General features: G+C 40.1%; 18 protein-coding genes. All 18 read right to left on the minus strand.

Features of this window, described 5'->3' with window-relative positions:
* Nucleotides 1-2: 2 nt before the first annotated feature.
* Nucleotides 3-968, minus strand: coding sequence for a dTDP-glucose 4,6-dehydratase (locus IEX62_RS03885; protein ID WP_188774118.1), 966 nt, complete (start codon nucleotides 966-968; stop codon nucleotides 3-5).
* The gene (gene pseI / locus IEX62_RS03890; protein ID WP_188774119.1) at nucleotides 969-2,015 is read right to left on the minus strand and encodes a pseudaminic acid synthase; all 1,047 of its coding nucleotides are present in this window, start codon (nucleotides 2,013-2,015) and stop codon (nucleotides 969-971) included. It lies immediately after the preceding gene.
* Complete coding sequence (gene pseG, locus IEX62_RS03895; RefSeq protein ID WP_188774120.1) at nucleotides 2,015-3,076, minus strand: UDP-2,4-diacetamido-2,4,6-trideoxy-beta-L-altropyranose hydrolase; 1,062 nt, start codon at nucleotides 3,074-3,076, stop codon at nucleotides 2,015-2,017. The genes pseI and pseG overlap by 1 nt, the downstream gene beginning before the upstream one ends.
* Nucleotides 3,077-3,126: 50 nt before the next feature.
* A complete protein-coding gene (locus IEX62_RS03900) occupies nucleotides 3,127-3,858 on the minus strand; it encodes a cytidylyltransferase domain-containing protein (RefSeq protein ID WP_188774121.1) in 732 nt (243 codons plus the stop codon).
* Nucleotides 3,859-3,890: 32 nt separating this feature from the next.
* Nucleotides 3,891-4,430: a UDP-4-amino-4,6-dideoxy-N-acetyl-beta-L-altrosamine N-acetyltransferase gene (gene pseH / locus IEX62_RS03905; RefSeq protein WP_188774122.1), complete on the minus strand. Its 540-nt coding sequence runs from the start codon at nucleotides 4,428-4,430 to the stop codon at nucleotides 3,891-3,893.
* Nucleotides 4,431-4,465: 35 nt separating this feature from the next.
* A complete protein-coding gene (locus IEX62_RS03910; RefSeq protein WP_229685605.1) occupies nucleotides 4,466-5,461 on the minus strand; it encodes a UDP-N-acetylglucosamine 4,6-dehydratase family protein in 996 nt (331 codons plus the stop codon).
* Nucleotides 5,442-7,250, minus strand: a complete 1,809-nt coding sequence (locus IEX62_RS03915) for a motility associated factor glycosyltransferase family protein (RefSeq protein ID WP_229685606.1) — start codon at nucleotides 7,248-7,250, stop codon at nucleotides 5,442-5,444. The genes IEX62_RS03910 and IEX62_RS03915 overlap by 20 nt, the downstream gene beginning before the upstream one ends.
* Before the next feature lie 128 nt (nucleotides 7,251-7,378).
* Nucleotides 7,379-7,729, minus strand: a complete 351-nt coding sequence (locus IEX62_RS03920) for a hypothetical protein (protein ID WP_188774125.1) — start codon at nucleotides 7,727-7,729, stop codon at nucleotides 7,379-7,381.
* The gene (gene fliS, locus IEX62_RS03925) at nucleotides 7,729-8,112 is read right to left on the minus strand and encodes a flagellar export chaperone FliS (RefSeq protein ID WP_188774126.1); all 384 of its coding nucleotides are present in this window, start codon (nucleotides 8,110-8,112) and stop codon (nucleotides 7,729-7,731) included. The genes IEX62_RS03920 and fliS overlap by 1 nt, the downstream gene beginning before the upstream one ends.
* An 18-nt stretch (nucleotides 8,113-8,130) precedes the next feature.
* On the minus strand, nucleotides 8,131-9,687 hold the full coding sequence (gene fliD / locus IEX62_RS03930; RefSeq protein WP_188774127.1) for a flagellar filament capping protein FliD: 1,557 nt from the start codon (nucleotides 9,685-9,687) through the stop codon (nucleotides 8,131-8,133).
* 12 nt (nucleotides 9,688-9,699) lie between these two features.
* Nucleotides 9,700-10,062 carry a flagellar protein FlaG gene (locus IEX62_RS03935; RefSeq protein ID WP_188774128.1) on the minus strand — a complete coding sequence of 121 codons (363 nt, stop codon included), beginning with the start codon at nucleotides 10,060-10,062 and terminating at the stop codon, nucleotides 9,700-9,702.
* A gap of 186 nt (nucleotides 10,063-10,248) precedes the next feature.
* Nucleotides 10,249-11,016 (minus strand): flagellin N-terminal helical domain-containing protein, encoded by a 768-nt coding sequence (locus tag IEX62_RS03940; RefSeq protein WP_188774129.1) that lies wholly within the window; start codon nucleotides 11,014-11,016, stop codon nucleotides 10,249-10,251.
* 243 nt (nucleotides 11,017-11,259) lie between these two features.
* Nucleotides 11,260-12,027, minus strand: a complete 768-nt coding sequence (locus tag IEX62_RS03945) for a flagellin N-terminal helical domain-containing protein (RefSeq protein WP_188774130.1) — start codon at nucleotides 12,025-12,027, stop codon at nucleotides 11,260-11,262.
* A 243-nt stretch (nucleotides 12,028-12,270) separates the two neighbouring features.
* Nucleotides 12,271-13,038: a flagellin N-terminal helical domain-containing protein gene (locus tag IEX62_RS03950; protein ID WP_188774131.1), complete on the minus strand. Its 768-nt coding sequence runs from the start codon at nucleotides 13,036-13,038 to the stop codon at nucleotides 12,271-12,273.
* Nucleotides 13,039-13,212: 174 nt separating this feature from the next.
* A complete protein-coding gene (csrA, locus tag IEX62_RS03955; protein WP_188774132.1) occupies nucleotides 13,213-13,446 on the minus strand; it encodes a carbon storage regulator CsrA in 234 nt (77 codons plus the stop codon).
* The gene (gene fliW, locus IEX62_RS03960) at nucleotides 13,446-13,886 is read right to left on the minus strand and encodes a flagellar assembly protein FliW (protein WP_188774133.1); all 441 of its coding nucleotides are present in this window, start codon (nucleotides 13,884-13,886) and stop codon (nucleotides 13,446-13,448) included. Before fliW ends, csrA begins: the two co-directional genes overlap by 1 nt.
* 218 nt (nucleotides 13,887-14,104) lie before the next feature.
* The gene (flgL, locus tag IEX62_RS03965) at nucleotides 14,105-15,031 is read right to left on the minus strand and encodes a flagellar hook-associated protein FlgL (RefSeq protein WP_188774134.1); all 927 of its coding nucleotides are present in this window, start codon (nucleotides 15,029-15,031) and stop codon (nucleotides 14,105-14,107) included.
* Between the two features lie 20 nt (nucleotides 15,032-15,051).
* Nucleotides 15,052-16,599, minus strand: a complete 1,548-nt coding sequence (gene flgK, locus IEX62_RS03970) for a flagellar hook-associated protein FlgK (RefSeq protein WP_188774135.1) — start codon at nucleotides 16,597-16,599, stop codon at nucleotides 15,052-15,054.
* Between the last annotated feature and the right edge of the window lie 7 nt (nucleotides 16,600-16,606).

The raw sequence follows: 16,606 nt of genomic DNA on the forward strand, positions 1-16,606 counted from the left end.
GCTTACGAGTTAGTGTTTAATCCACCCTGGCGAATCCATTCTCTCGTACGAGCAATTCCTTCTTCCAGAGATACCTCTGGCTTCCAGCCTAATAAGCGCTCAGCTTTGCTAGAATCACACAGTAGCTTTGGAATTTCACTTTGTGGATGAATATGCTCTACATGCTTGATGCGAGCAGCATCGCCTGTAATTTGCAGTGCAAGATCGTTGATCGTGATGTCTCTGCCAAGCCCAGCATTCACAATCTCACCATTTACTTCATCACTGAAGCCTGCTGCCACGACAAAGCGTGCACAGTCCTCTACATATAGCAGATCACGCGTTTGTGTCCCGTCACCATAAATGTTAAGTACATTTCCATCCAGATCATTCTTTAAGAAAATAGCAACTACGCCACCTTCGCCACCGGTTTTCTGAAAAGGTCCGTAGGTATTAAACGGACGAATAACGACCGTCGGCAATTCATACGCATAATAGTAAGACAGTACCATATTTTCAGCTGCCACCTTGGCGCCAGCATATGGAGAAGCTGGCTTTGTCGGATGGCCTTCATGAATACCTGTCGTATCATTACAGCGATCATAGACCATACAGGTGCTCATAAACACAACCTTTGTTGCATATTGACGACACTGCTCCAAAATATAGAAAGTTCCCAGCGTGTCATTATTGAATGTTGTTCTTGGATCATCAATCGAATCCTGCACATTGATAGATGCTCCCAGATGATAGCAGATCGTAAACCGATGCTTTTCAAAAAGATCAGCCAACAATTTCTCGTCCAAAATCGTTCCTTTAATAAACTGCTGAAAATTCGGATGCTCCATATGCTCTTGAATATTCGATTCTCGACCATTCGATAGATCATCCAGTATCCATACCTGATGCCCCTGATCAAGTAGACTTTTCGCTACCCAGCGTCCGATAAAACCTGCTCCACCTGTTAAAAGAATACGTGCCTGTTCCAATTATATAACCTCCCATGTCAAAGGTGTTCCTTTGGCAATATCACCTGTTACGGTACGACCAAGCAATTGATCCAGATATTTCGTAGGCAAGCCCAGACCGGGTCGGATGGCTTTAACATTATTACGCGTCAGTACATCGCCTGCTTTGAGATCCTGCGAAATATATAATGATCGACGATGCTTGAGCGAAGCTTGCTCGCGCTCTGTTGCTCCGTAGCGAATCTGCCCAAGTGCCTGCCAGGCGCGCTCTGTTTCCACAACCAGCGACTTCATTTCTTCTGGCTCCATCGAGAATGTAGCATCAACCCCACCATCTGCACGCCGCAGGGTGAAGTGCTTCTCGATCACAGTAGCACCCAGCGCTATACTTGCAACGGATACACCGACGCCCATCGTATGATCTGACATGCCCACTGGACATCCAAATAGCTGCTCCATATGGGGAAGTGTCAAAATATTTGTATTCTCCGGTGTTGCTGGATAAGTACTCGTACACTTCAATAATACAAGCTCCTTACAACCGTGCTGACGTGCCTCGCGTACCGTTTCATCCAGTTCTGCGATGGATGCCATTCCAGTAGAGATAATCATAGGCTTTCCAGTAGCTGCCACTTTGCGAATAAGCTGAATATCTGTATTTTCAAATGAAGCAATTTTGTAAGCTGGAACATTCAGGCTTTCCAGAAAATCAACCGCTGTTTCATCAAAAGGTGTGCTAAATACAAGAATTCCCAGCTCAGCACAGCGCTTAAAGATCGTTTCGTGCCACTCCCAGGGTGTGTATGCCTCCTGATATAGGTTGTATAGAGAGCTTCCCTTCCACAGATTGTTCGCATCCTCGATGAAAAAGTCCCCTTCGTGAATATCGAGTGTCATCGTATCTGCTGTGTAGGTTTGCAGCTTCAATGCATCCACACCAGATGCGGCAGCAGCCTCTACAATTTGAAGTGCACGCTCTAATGATTGATTATGATTACCGGACATTTCAGCTATAATAAATGGTTTATGATTTTTTCCGATCCATCGTTCCCCGATTTGAAATTCCATTACAGTTCCCCCTTGATATATTCGACTACAGGATGTATATCTGCCTGCGCAGACGACATATAATTTAAACAACGATGTTGATAGATACGAAGTAGTTTCAAATCATTCATGATTGTTTTTAACCATCCGATAAACTTTTCCTCTTCTATACATTCACTTTTACCCAAATTCCAAATCAACTTTAAACGCTCAGCTTCATACACTGACTCTAGCTGATTATCAGCCACACTAATCACAGCAGAAGGAACACCCATAAAGCATCGTTCCCACATGGTAATGCCTCCGGCGCCAATCGCTGCGTCCATCCCAAGTAATAGTGCTGCCATATCTGCCTGGTCGTAATAATCAGCTTTTGGAAATAACATACACAACTGCTGAATAACTTCTTTTTCTGTATTAGCTGGTCCAGCCACAACGTGTAAATGGACTTGCTTTATAATCGTTGGATAATCTAATAAAACCTTTAACCATTTTTTGGTTTCATGAGTAGGATCACTGCCGCCAAAATTAAGCAAAATATGCTGAAATTTCGTAACAGTTTGGCGATGCTGACGCAACTTTGCAAATTCTGAGCGCAACAAAAGATTAGCAGGCCCCAAAAAAAGACGGCATTGCATCGGTACCCACTTATTATATCGCTCATTCATCGCCGGATGAAGGTTTTGATCAATTAATGCTGTACAATCATGTTTTCGGTTAGCAAGATCGTCGATAACCAAAATATGGTTAACATGCTGCTTCAACATTTGCTCCCAGCGATAATCCAGTTGGTAATGGTCAACAATGAGCCAGTGTATCTTATAGTTACAAAGTTGCTGTATCGTTTGACGTGCATCTTCATTCCAATCCACTTTTATGGATTTAAGGGCTGATATCAATATCAGATCATGGCCTGCTTCACGAATCGCTATATTCACCTTGCCTGGTAAACCTTCCGCACATACAAAAATAATATGGCTATCAAGTGATTGTTTCAGCATTTGAGCAAGTGTTAAACAACGCATTACATGACCAATACCAATTTGCACCGAAGCATCTACTCGAATAGCAATATTGTACATTTTCTCCTCCTGCTTCAAGCCAATGCACCATTCATGTATATCTTCTAATGTTATACAACTGGTTTTTGCTGAATATGAGCGTTGATTGAATAAATATCAGGTCTTGTTAACAAGTAATCGATAATATCCTGTGCAGGCAGCTCAAGACTTTCCTTAAACTCACTTGCTAACAGACGACACACCTCATAATCTTCAGGTGTATCTACCGTCAAACGTAGCTCCGGATGAAGGAGCTTTGACGGTAAATCCAGCATACTATATTTAAAACGTTCGCTATGTTCATACGCATAATACGTAACATGTTCGCGATGGCGCTCAGCGGTCGTATATTCATACATCCATTGAAGTGTAGCAAATGTGAACAGCTCAATAGCGAGACCACGCGTAAGTTTCTCTTGTTGTTTGTTCACGATAATATCTGCTGGTTGTTGTAGCATAAGTTGTACCGATTCATTAGCCAAATTATAATCTACAAATGGACAGTCCGAAGTGACACGAATAACATAATCGGGTTCATATTCACGTGCACATTCATAGTAACGAGCAAGTACATCAGTTTCTGATCCGCGATAACAGGTTACTCGATGCTCTTTACACCAAGCTGCTAGTGGATCATCTTGCTGTAGATTTGACGTTGCCACAATAATGTGATCAACCCGATTTATTTTACTGCACCGCTGTACAACATAATTTAAAATACAGCTATCACCAAGTGGCATCAGTACTTTACCAGGCAATCGAGTAGATCCCATTCTCGCCTGAATAATTACGATCATTTTCATACTTGATCCTCCACTATATACCTACAATTTAATTATTCTAGGCCAAGCATTCTGTTTCCATACTTGCTTTTGTTAGCAAACCATTCCTTTGCAAGCAATTCATAAATGTACACATCATGAAAATCTTCGTATTTATAAATATGATCACGCAAACAACCAGCTTCCTGGCATCCATATCTTGCATGCATTTTACGAACTGAAGTATTATCAGCCATAACTTCACCGATTATTTTGTTGAATTTTAACACTTCAAACACATATCGGTATATATATGGAGCAAGCAACATACTTAACATGCTGACATCCTGCTCACCAATATAAAAAGCCCAGCTACAACGCTGATTCTTATAATCGATATCATTAATAGAAACAATACCGACCTGTCTTCCTTTTGCTAAAATCATCCAATAACGTTGTGTGTCATCCTGACTAATTTGCTCAAACCATTTTTTTTGGTCGGCTACTGTTGTTGTTGCTTTCAAATCCGTAAACATATAGCGTGTCACCCAAGGTTGCATACGCCAACGTAATACCTGCTCTAAATGATCCTCATGTAATGGAATGAATTCCAACGTCATAACTCCTTTACAAAGAACAACTTTTTAGTTCAGATAAGTTCTTCTTCTCTTAACCATTGCTTTATAACTTCCGCACTTACAGGAATCATTGGCAAATCAAGAGGTTCACGACGCTCTAAATGAGATTGATGCTTGAAGCTAGAAGGGATGGTGTACATATCTTCATTTTCTTCAGCAATAGTACGCTCATCCATAGTCATAAGCTCTTCAAATTGCTTTTCACCTGGACGAAGGCCAACATACTGGATTTCTGTTTGATGCGTAAGATCATACTTTTCTACTGCTTGCTCAATCAGAGCATTTGCCAAATCGCCGATGCGCACGACAGGCATTTTAAGAACAAATACTTCTCCGCCTGTAGCCATTTCGTTCGCTTTTAAAATCAGATTAATAGCTTGGCTAGGAGTCATCATATATCGAAGCATATTAGGATCAGTAATAGTAATAGACTTTTGATCCAGAACTTGTTGTTTAAATAGAGGAATAACTGAACCTCTCGAACCCATTACATTCCCAAAACGTACGGCTGAAAATATGGTCTGTGTTGAACCTTTTTGTGATTCTGCCGCAGCTATGAGACGCTCTCCTGTTAACTTTGTAGCTCCATACGTATTTGTTGGCGAAATTGCTTTATCTGTACTAGTAAATAATACTCTTTTTACATTGTTCGTAATGGAAGCTTGAATTATATTTTGAGTACCCAGTACATTGGTTTGTACAGCTTCAAATGGATTATATTCACAAAAAGGTACATGTTTCATTGCAGCTAGATGAAACACATAATCAATATCTTCCATAGCGCGCAGCAACCTTTGGTAGTCACGAACATCTCCAATCAGGAAACGCAATTTAGAGCTTTGATCTTTTAAAGCCAGACTCAGTTCATATTGTTTATATTCATCTCTGCTAAATACACGGATAACTTGAGGCTCATCTAAAAGTAATTTTTTGATAAGATGAACTCCAATAGTTCCGGTTCCACCTGTAATTAAAATTTTTTTATCTTTATAGAATCCTGTCTGCACTTTTATCATTCCTCTGTATAATTAAATTGTCAATTCTTTGAATTGCTTTCTCAAATAATTCATCCAGATATGGAATTTTTAAATTAATCTCGTTCAATAGATGTCCTAGATGTTGATAGATTAAATTGGATTTTTGAATTAAGTTTCGTTCCGTAACAATTTGAGGTAATTGCTGATCAAATTGAACCATCTTCTGTGGAAGAATAGTATCGTATACTGTTTCAAACCAATCCCGATTAACGATCTCACCCCATGATTGCTCAATTGTTTCAAGTGATTTTTGTGCTTTAGTCGGTTTTGTCCGGCTTAGTTCTTGAATTTTATTAATCATTTTTTGAATCTCTTTAATCTCATTCTTTAAAATAATCAAATCGTTTTTGTTCATAACAATTTTTTGTTTTACCATCTGAGCCTTTTGACCATCATAAACATTATTTTCTGTCTTAATCATATCCTCAATTACATTAGGTTCAACATTATTTGTTTTGAGCATATCATATACTTCTTCAATCGGCTTCCAATTTGCTCCTTCAATCGCTGCTCCATCTCTTGTAGAGTTGATAAATTCTACTTCAGAAAAAGCTGCTACCAATTCTTCCAGAGCATTTTTCATAAAAAGGAAGCTAGAATTCGTTCGGTTATGACCTCCATGTACATTTAATACTTCATATGGAGCATTTCTAATACTAGATTCAATAATATCAGCATCGGAGTGAAGCACGCCTTCAGCATAAAACTGATCATTAGGGAAAGACAAATCCTGTCCCATCATAATGATTCTCCGCGCACCTAAGCGAATAGCAACCTGCATCGCTGTTCCTGTAACAGTTGGAGTAGAAGAAATAACTAGTTGCTCTTGCTCTAAACCCATATAATACTGTGAAATTTGATCATTTCGCATAATAGCGAATAATTTATTATCTTGCTTCTGATTCGATATTTCATAGTAAGCCGAAGAAGTAAACAATAAAGGTGGCTGCAGTGTTTCAGGGTTTTGGAAAACTTTATTGTTTATTTCGCCCCCATCCATTAAAACAACCATATGAGGAGTAATACCATTTTTCACCAATGCTTGCACGCTAGAACCTGCTGCAATAATTAAAGCATGGGGCTTTATTTTTTTAAGCCATTCAATATCTTTTTGCAAAGAAGGTCCTGAACCCGTTACTATGGCTGTAGAATCAGGTAATCGATCGATAAATCTTTCAATTGGTGGCGTTGATAGCATCCCGTCAATCTGATATAAGCTATTTTCAATCCATCTTTGTTGAAAATGTTCCTGTGTGCTTTTGTTAGATTGAAATACGAGATTATATTCTTTGAATTTATCTTGCACTTCTTTTAATACATCATAGTGATGATCCAAATAGTGTCTCAAAGCTACAAATGCCATTTCTTGCTGCATATAGCTACATACTAGATAAAATAACATGTTCAGCTGATTCTCACCTACAGAAACCCACTGTATATTCGGATGATTTATCAATTCTCGAAAGTCATACTTCTCCATGGAATTGAGGAAAGATTGTTCATCTTCTTCATAAATAAATAACCAGCGATCAGGATACATCTCTAATAAATCTGCAATTCCCAATCCCTGTCCAAATCCATAAACAAAGATAATGTTCAATTCTTCTACTGAACCTTTAACAGCTTCAAGCCATGCTATATCTTTTTCCCATGCTTCAGTATAAAACTGAGGCGCGTCTACTTCTTTATCACGAACAAGTAACTTATTAGAAACATGAGGAAATCGTTCCTGCAAAGCTCTTAGATTCAATTCTAACATCGACACTATCATACCACCTATCATATTTAATATTGTGGTTCATACCTAATATATCGGAATCATATAGATTGTAATGAATATTTTAACAGAAAAATCCACCTGTAGCTGGTATACAGGTGGATTTTTAATTAGTTACGATGATCAACAAAAAAGCTATCTGTCACAAAGTTTTGATGATATGCATTCTTTTGAACTTTAATAGCTCCTTGTCTTTCTAACCAGTTTCCTGCTTCTTCTTTAAACTGATTCATTTTTTGTAGAATCAAAGGATCCATATCGGCTAGTTCTTTTAAAACAAGTTGATCTTGATCATTTACAGAAGAACGATAACTTTCCATTCTTTCAATGATCTGCCCGCGTTGATCAACAAAATCGATCAGTTCTTCTTCACTAGCAAAAGAGAGACGACTTACTAAGTCGATAGTCAGTTGCTTTAACTCAGCAAGGAGAGTAGACATCGTTTCATCCACTTTACTCATCACGTACCTGTAACTGCTTCGGGAAGCTTACTGACTTGTAGCCAGCTTTCACGAAGTTCACTTAAATGCTCTAATACTTCTTGTGTAAGCTTCATATCTTTTTTGATATTTGCTTCAATGAGACAATGCAGCACATATTCATAGATAACAAGAAGATCCTGAGCGATTGGAAAATCAAAATTCAGAGCTGATATTAATTCATGAATAATAGCTTGAGCTTTACACAAATTATTATTAGCTTTTTCGTAATTTTTTTCTTCAATGCCTTCCATTCCAGCTTTCACAAAACGAATAGCGCCGTCATATAACATAATAAGCAATTTTGGCTTAGAAGCAGTCTGTGTCTGTGCCTGTTGATATTTTTGATAAGGTGATTGAATCACTTTATTGCCCCCTTATTACTATCTAAAACTCGCAAGTGACGATGCCTGATTATTGTATCGGTTCATAGCGCTTTCCATCGCAGTGAATTTTTTGTAGTAATTCGTCTCTTTATCGTTGATCCGACTAGTCATATCACTGATTTGACGATCTAGTGAGGTTAATTGAGTACCAAGCAAACTGTTAACTAAAAATGCAGCATTCGTATCACTGCTCACTTTAGAAGTACCTGCTGTACTTGCCATATTCTCCAACGCTGAACGAGTTACTTTTTTCATTTTAGCAATAACGCCGTCGTTTTCAGTGAATTTATTATTTTGAGTGCTTGCAGCATTATTAGTACCAAAGAAATCATTCACAATATTAGGGTTGGTGTCGAGCGCTGACTTTAGCTTATCGGTATCCAGGAAGAGCTTTCCTTTTGTCTCGTACGTCCCCGTAGAAATTCCTAATTGTGCAAAGCTGATTTTTTTCCCATCGGGCAATGTTACTCCCTGCACCATAGCAGTACGCATATTGGAGATCGTTTGCTCCAGTATACTGTCATTTTTTAACATACCACTTTTAGCTTTGCTTTCCCACAACTTAATTTCATCAGAACTCATATCTTTTTTCTGTTCATCGGTTAGTGGTTGATATTTGTTATAGCGTTCTTCTCCTACCTTACCATTCATTAAAGAAAGCACACTATTATATGCATCCACAAAGCTCTGTACTGAGCTTACAAGCTTATCATTATCACTGGTTACTGTAATTTGCGAGGATTGATTAGTCGGCGAAACGCTGTTTAACGTCAATTGAACTCCATTAATGGTAAATTGGTTGGATGACTGTGTCATATCTAATCCATTAATATTTACTTTGGCATCCTTACCGATTGTAGCTGTACCAACAGCAGTGCTAGTATCGCTTTGATTTGTAACTTCGCTTGCGATTTTGAATTTTTCAAAAGCATTTCCCTTTAAAGTAACAGCACTGCTTCCTGTAGAGTTGCTAGTAATTGACATCGTGCCACTACCGGAATCGTAAATTGCTGTGACGCCTGCTTTGCTCATATTAATCTTCTGTACAAAGTCATTTACACTATCGGTTGCTTTATAATCAATGTTTATAGCCGTTCCACTACCTATCGAAATGGAGACAGAACCGTCGCCACCTGTAACGTCTGACATTTTAAGTAATGAACCGTCTTTACCGCCCTTACCGTCTTTTGCACCACTAGCATCTAAGCTACCACTAGAAATGACAGTCGTTGCTGTAGCCAATTGAGAAACTTTAACATTCATTGTTGATCCACCAGCAGCTCCGTTAGCCGTTGCAGAAACAGATGACGTATCTCCAGTAATTGATGTTTTTTGAGCATTAATTGAAGCGCTCAAACTCAAATTAGAAAGCTTATCATTTAGAAAAGTAACCAGCTGTGAGCTGACATCGCGATACCCCTCTTGCTTCCATGAGACGAGCTGTCGCTGTTGATTCAGCTTATCCAGTGGTATTCTTTCCGCTGTCATTAATTTTTTGACTGTAGCATCAATATCCAAGCCACTTGCTAAACCCGAGATTCTTGTAACTGCCATTTTTTCATCCCCTTATACTTTTTTATCGACAATTAGGCCAGTAATTTCCATAAGCTTCGCTAAAGCATCTAAAACTTTTTCTGGAGGAGCTTCACGAATTAGCTCGCCTGTATCTTTATTTTTCACTTTGATCATAATAGAGTGTGTTTCTTCGTGCATTGAAATTTCTAAAGATCTGGCGGGTCCTTGAATAGCATTGAACGTTTTTTGAAACTCTTGTAGGATGACTTGAGAATCAGCCATCTTCTGAGGGCCTGTATTTGCAGCAGCAATCAGCTCAGCAGGGGTGTCTGTATTTTTAGATGTATTGTCTTTTAGAGAGTTGGAGTATGAATTTGTTGATGCAATACTAATTGCATTGTTAATAGGATTCATTTCATATCCTCCTTAAAGTTTCAAAATATTATTCGTTATGGATGTTAGGTGCAAAAATTATACTAGAAATAAACTATGTACTTCTATTATCGGTTATTACCATACTTTCTTTAACTTTTATCGCCTAAAATAAGCAAAAAGACCCTGATAAAATCAGGGTCTTTCGCAAACCTACCTAAGTTACAATTAACGCAGTAAGGACAGAACGCCCTGTGGCGAAGAGTTTGCTTGGGAAAGCATCGATTGCGCTGCTTGTACCAAAATGTTGTTTTTGGACAGTGCTACCATTTCTTTCGCCATGTCAGTATCACGAATACGGGATTCGGATGCTGTCAGGTTCTCTACTGTTGTTCCCAGGTTGTTGGACGTGTATTCCAGACGGTTTTGTACCGCACCCAAGTTCGCACGTTGTGTGGATACTTTTTCAATCGCATTACTAATATTAGTCAGTGTGCTGCTTGCATTTAAGCCAGAGAAGCCCGTTCTGCTAATACCGGATACCGTGATAGAGAATGCTTTATCGTCGGCTTGAACTTTAACGCTACTTGTGATTTTGATACCATTGAACGTAGTGTTACTCATGATCTTATCGATCTGTGTACCCAGTTGTTTCAACTCGGCATTGATGTTCGATTTGTCGCCAGAGCTGTACGTACCGTTCAGCTTTTGTACGTTCAGTTCTTTCATACGTCCCAGCATGGAGCTGACTTCGTTCATCGCACCCTCTGCTGTTTGTGCAAAGGAGATACCATCTTGTACGTTACGTTGTGCTTGTTCCAGACCACGAATCTGTCCACGCATTTTCTCGGAGATCGACAGTCCCGCTGCATCATCCGCTGCACGGTTGATACGCAGACCCGAAGACAGTTTCTCCATGTTTTTGCTTGCTGAAGCACTGTTCAGATTCAAGTTGCGTTGTGTGTTCAACGCTGGAATATTGTGATTGATAATCATTGTTATTTCCTCCCTGAAATGGTTTTCCCCACATCCTTGTGGTGGCTGAGCTAGTTCGAAGAATCCATCATTTCATAATCCTTTGTCCTGCTCTACTATATATATCGTATATCCGATTCTACTTTGTTATAGCTATTTTCAATTTGTAGCGCTAAATCTTAAATATTTATTGCATATACATTTATCCAATAGAAAAAGACTCTGATCTGATCAGAGTCTTTTCCGAAGTACTTAATTTGAAGATTAACGCAGCAAGGACAGAACGCCCTGTGGCGAAGAGTTTGCTTGGGAAAGCATCGATTGCGCTGCTTGTACCAAAATGTTGTTTTTGGACAGTGCTACCATTTCTTTCGCCATGTCAGTATCACGAATACGGGATTCGGATGCTGTCAGGTTCTCTACTGTTGTTCCCAGGTTGTTGGACGTGTATTCCAGACGGTTTTGTACCGCACCCAAGTTCGCACGTTGTTTTGCTACTTTCTCGATTGCAGTGCTGATGTTAGTCAAAGAAGTACCTGCACTCAAGCCTTTGAATCCACTAGTGGAGATACCCGATACATCAATAGAGAAGGACTTATCGTCGGCTTGAACCTTAACGCTACTTGTGATGTGAATACCGTTGAACGTAGTGTTACTCATGATCTTATCGATCTGTGTACCCAGTTGTTTCAACTCGGCATTGATGTTCGATTTGTCGCCCGTGCTGTACGTACCGTTCAGCTTTTGTACGTTCAGTTCTTTCATACGTCCCAGCATGGAGCTGACTTCGTTCATCGCACCCTCTGCTGTTTGTGCGAAAGAGATACCGTCTTGTACGTTACGTTGTGCTTGTTCCAGACCACGAATCTGTCCACGCATTTTCTCGGAGATCGACAGTCCCGCTGCATCATCCGCTGCACGGTTGATACGCAGACCCGAAGACAGTTTCTCCATGTTTTTGCTTGCCGAAGCACTGTTCAGATTCAAGTTGCGTTGTGTGTTCAACGCTGGAATGTTGTGATTGATAATCATTGTTATTTCCTCCCTGAAATGGTTTTCCCCACATCCTTGTGGTGGCTGAGCTAGTTCGAAGAATCCATTATTTCATAATCCTTTGTCCTGCTCTACTATATATATCGTATATCCGATTCTACTTTGTTATAGCTATTTTCAATTTGTAGCGCTAAATCTTAAATATTTATTGCATATACATTTATCCAATAGAAAAAGACTCTGATCTGATCAGAGTCTTTTCCGAAGTACTTAATTTGAAGATTAACGCAGCAAGGACAGAACGCCCTGTGGTGAAGAGTTTGCCTGGGAAAGCATCGATTGCGCTGCTTGTACCAAAATGTTGTTTTTGGACAGTGCTACCATTTCTTTCGCCATGTCAGTATCACGAATACGGGATTCGGATGCTGTCAGGTTCTCTACTGTTGTTCCTAAGTTGTTGGACGTGTATTCCAGACGGTTTTGTACCGCACCCAAGTTCGCACGTTGTGTTGCTACTTTCTCGATTGCAGTGCTGATATCACTAAGTGCAGTACCTGCGCTCAAGCCTTTAAAGCCAGTAGTGGAGATACCAGTTACTGTGATAGAGAAAGACTTATCGTCAGCTTGAACTTTAACGCTACTTGTGATGTGAATACCGTTGAACGTAGTGTTACTCATGATCTTATCGATCTGCGTACCCAGTTGTTTCAACTCAGCATTGATGTTCGATTTGTCGCCAGAGCTGTACGTACCGTTCAACTTTTGTACGTTCAGTTCTTTCATACGTCCCAGCATGGAGCTGACTTCGTTCATCGCACCCTCTGCTGTTTGTGCAAAAGAGATACCATCTTGCACGTTACGTTGTGCTTGTTCCAGACCACGAATCTGTCCACGCATTTTCTCGGAGATCGACAGTCCCGCTGCATCATCCGCTGCACGGTTGATACGCAGACCCGAAGACAGTTTCTCCATGTTTTTGCTTGCTGAAGCACTGTTCAGATTCAAGTTGCGTTGTGTGTTCAACGCTGGAATGTTGTGATTGATAATCATTGTTATTTCCTCCCTGAAGTTAGTTATCCCACATCCATGTGGTGGTTGAGCTACTAACAAGCAATCGTATAAAACTCATTACCTGTACCGCTCTAAAATATATATCGACGCTAGGCTCTGTTTATTTTATAGCTTTTTCTAATTTTTAATTAATTTTATAATAAGATCTATCGATTATTTACCTTCATCTTGCTTCTCACTTAGGAAATCTTTAATCAACTCGGCATTAACCGCAGCACTTTGGTTGCTTAACTGAATAGCATGATAAACTTCTTTGCGATAAATATCTATGTTTTTAGGAGCACTAATTCCAATTTTGATCGTATCTGCATCAGTAGATAAAATAGTCACCTCGATTTGATCATCGATAATGATAGATTCGCCTTTTTTGCGTGATAGAACGAGCATTAGCCTTCATCCCCCTCTGTCTTATTCGGTTGCAGTGGATGACGAATCGTATAATCTGTATTTTGCAAAATAATTTGCTTCGCCTGCATTGTATCTAAGTTGAAAATAATTGGCGCGACCAAATTAACCGCACGATGCTGCGGTAATTTATTCCAAGACACAATATTGCGTACAACTACTTTCTCTTCATTTGTGATTTGCAGTTCTCCAATCACATCTTCCGGAATTTCAACTTCATACTGTGGGAAATAAGCAAAGGGATCTAACAAAATAAAACTAATCTCTGGCTGATCTACAGGCTGTAAAATGCTAAATGAACCTACCTGTTGAGTATACGTATAACTAGTAATTTCCGGGAATCCGGGAATCCCCTTAGCAAATGTAAATACGTGCTCATTCTGATCAGACATCGAAGACGGATTAAGTTGTGAATCAGACATGATATGAATTCCTCCCTAGTTTCAAGAAAAGACTACGGACAGAGGTAGTCCATAGTCTTTTAAATTTGTTATTTAAAACATATATAATACTTTTAAAAAATATCCAATCATCCTCTTGGTTGAGAAAAAGCTACTGTTTCTTTGTACTTTTAATTACCAATAATGCAAATATACATCATCAACTACCCATTGAGAATAGATAATGGAATATTATTATTTTAATTCAAAAAGTTGACGAGTGACAACTTCATTGTTGATGCTGATGTCTGCAGAGCTGCTTGATAAATCGTTTGTGCTGTTGTTGCTTTTATCATAACTTCTGAAATATCAGCATCTTCTACTTTAGATTGCAGATCGGTAACATTGAGTTCACGCTCATCCAAACGACTACTAACGAGCTCTACACGGTTCGTTTTTGCACCAACCTCTGATCGAACCGCACCCATCGCATTTGCACGTGAATCGATATTTTCCAATTCACCACTAATAGCTGAGTAGTCTCTAGTTCCAGTAGTCATTACATTGTCAATAGCACTCGATAAACGTTCGAGGATAGCGAAGGCATTATCTTTTTCTGCTGGTTTACCAAAAAACTCATTACCATCGGTACTAACACCAATAGAAATTTGCTCACTGATTCCATAAGTAACTTTTCCAGTATCCGTGACTACATCTGAATACTTTGTTGTACTGGAATCCAATTGATACGGTCTTTCGTCGAACTTTTCGCCATTAAAAACATATCTTCCAGTCAACTGACTATTACCCACATCAGCCAGTTGCTTTTTTAATTCATCTAATTCATCTTTAATCGCTTTTAGGCCACTACCATCTGTTGTACCAGTACTCGCTTGAATCGTTAACTCTTTTACACGTTTCATCACATCTGTTGATTGTTGCATGAGAGTGTCCGAATAATCAAGCCAGCTTTGTGCAGCGTCTGTATTCGATTTATATTGATCTGTAGCAGCCAGCTCCGCACGGTAGCGGAGCGCATACGTTGTTCCTACTGGATCATCCGATGCTTTATTGATTTTGCGACCTGTAGAGGATTGCATGCTCAGGTCACTCATCGTGTTTCTATTTTTGTTCAGGTTGCTAAGTGTCTGATTGGACACCATATTTGAAGTAATACGAATTGCCATTATTATCTACTCCTCATTTATCAGAGTCCAACACGACCTGTGCTGTTAATCAAACGTTCGAGCAACTGATCCATCGTAGTCATGAAACGGGAAGATGCAGTATAGGCGTGCTGAAACTTGATAAGATCAGACATCTCTTCATCAAGGGATACGCCGCTTACCGACTGACGGTTCGCTTCCACTTGATCTGTAAGTGTCTGCGAGTTATCTGTTTGACGGCTCGCTTCCTGTGAGCTTACACCCAGCTGACCGACAATACCGTTAAAATAATCCTGAACTGTCGTTGGCGCAACTCCACCAAAGTCCATTTTTGTACCCTTCAATTCAGACATGATCAGAGCAAGTCCGCCGTTACCAGCTACGACCTTTTCATCACTGCCTTTACCGGAAGTACGCAAAGAGAATGCAATTTTACTTGGATCATCCTGTAACGATTTGTTCAGTGTAATATTGCCGGCTGTAATCGTGCCGCTATTATCTGTCGTACCAAAGAAATCTCCGCCCTGCTGGCTGGAGCTATTGTAGCCCAGCTTGTGCAGACCATTAATCCCTTTAACGGTTGTGGTCAGATCGGACGTTAACGTACGATTACCAGCGGCATCCGAGTAGGTTACACCGTTTAACACGGTTCCTTCTGGAATAACTGAGCCGGCTGGCAATGTGACATTGAATTCGCCGTTAGCGAGTGTATTCGCCAGCTGATCGAGCTGTGCTTTTTGACCTGCAACATGAACATCACGGGAATACATAAGACCATACATTTCTCCGCTGTTCAACGTTCCACCCTCAAATGCTGTCTGTACGCCAGCAGCTGTAAGAGGAGTAACGGTACCGCCAGTAATGACCTGTTGACCGCCAAAGTTCACTTGATAGCCTGTATTCAGCTCAGTCACAGTGACATTACCATATTTAGAAATCTGATCGATCGCATAATCGCGCTGATCGCGAAGGTCATTCGCATCATTGCCCTGTGCTTCGATCTTCATAATATTCTGGTTTAAGGTGCCTACTGTATTTAACAAGGAGTTTACTGTGGATACATCCAACGAGACACTGGAGGTCAGATCCGTGCTCAATGCATCCAGCTGCTGGCTGGTCTGATTCATTGCATCAGTTAATGCCAGTGTCGTTTCTTTCAAGACCTTCTGGTTAGTCGTGCTCTGAGGATCTTTACTCAGGTTTGACCATGCACTCCAGAACTTATTCATTACGGTCTGCATCCCTGTATCGGAAGGCTCGTTAATTACTTTTTCCAGCTTGCCCAGGGTGTCTGAACGTACTGTCCAGCTTCCAAGTGAAGAATTCTCACCGCGATATTGTGTATCCAAAAACATCGAACGCACACGCTTGATCGAAGTAGCCTCGACGCCTGTACCCAGTTGTCCGGAGTTTGTCGAATTACGAAAAGCCACGGCTTCCAATGGATTCGTGGCACTGGTATGTACCACCTGGCGCGAGTATCCTGCTGTATTGGCATTAGCAATATTGTGAGAGACAGTGCTCAGTGACGTTGTATTTGTAGCCAGACTCCGGCGAGCCGTTTCAATGGAATGAAATGTTGATGTCATAGGAACC

This window comes from Paenibacillus hunanensis, from assembly GCF_014645615.1.
Taxonomy (GTDB): domain Bacteria; phylum Bacillota; class Bacilli; order Paenibacillales; family Paenibacillaceae; genus Saccharibacillus; species Saccharibacillus hunanensis.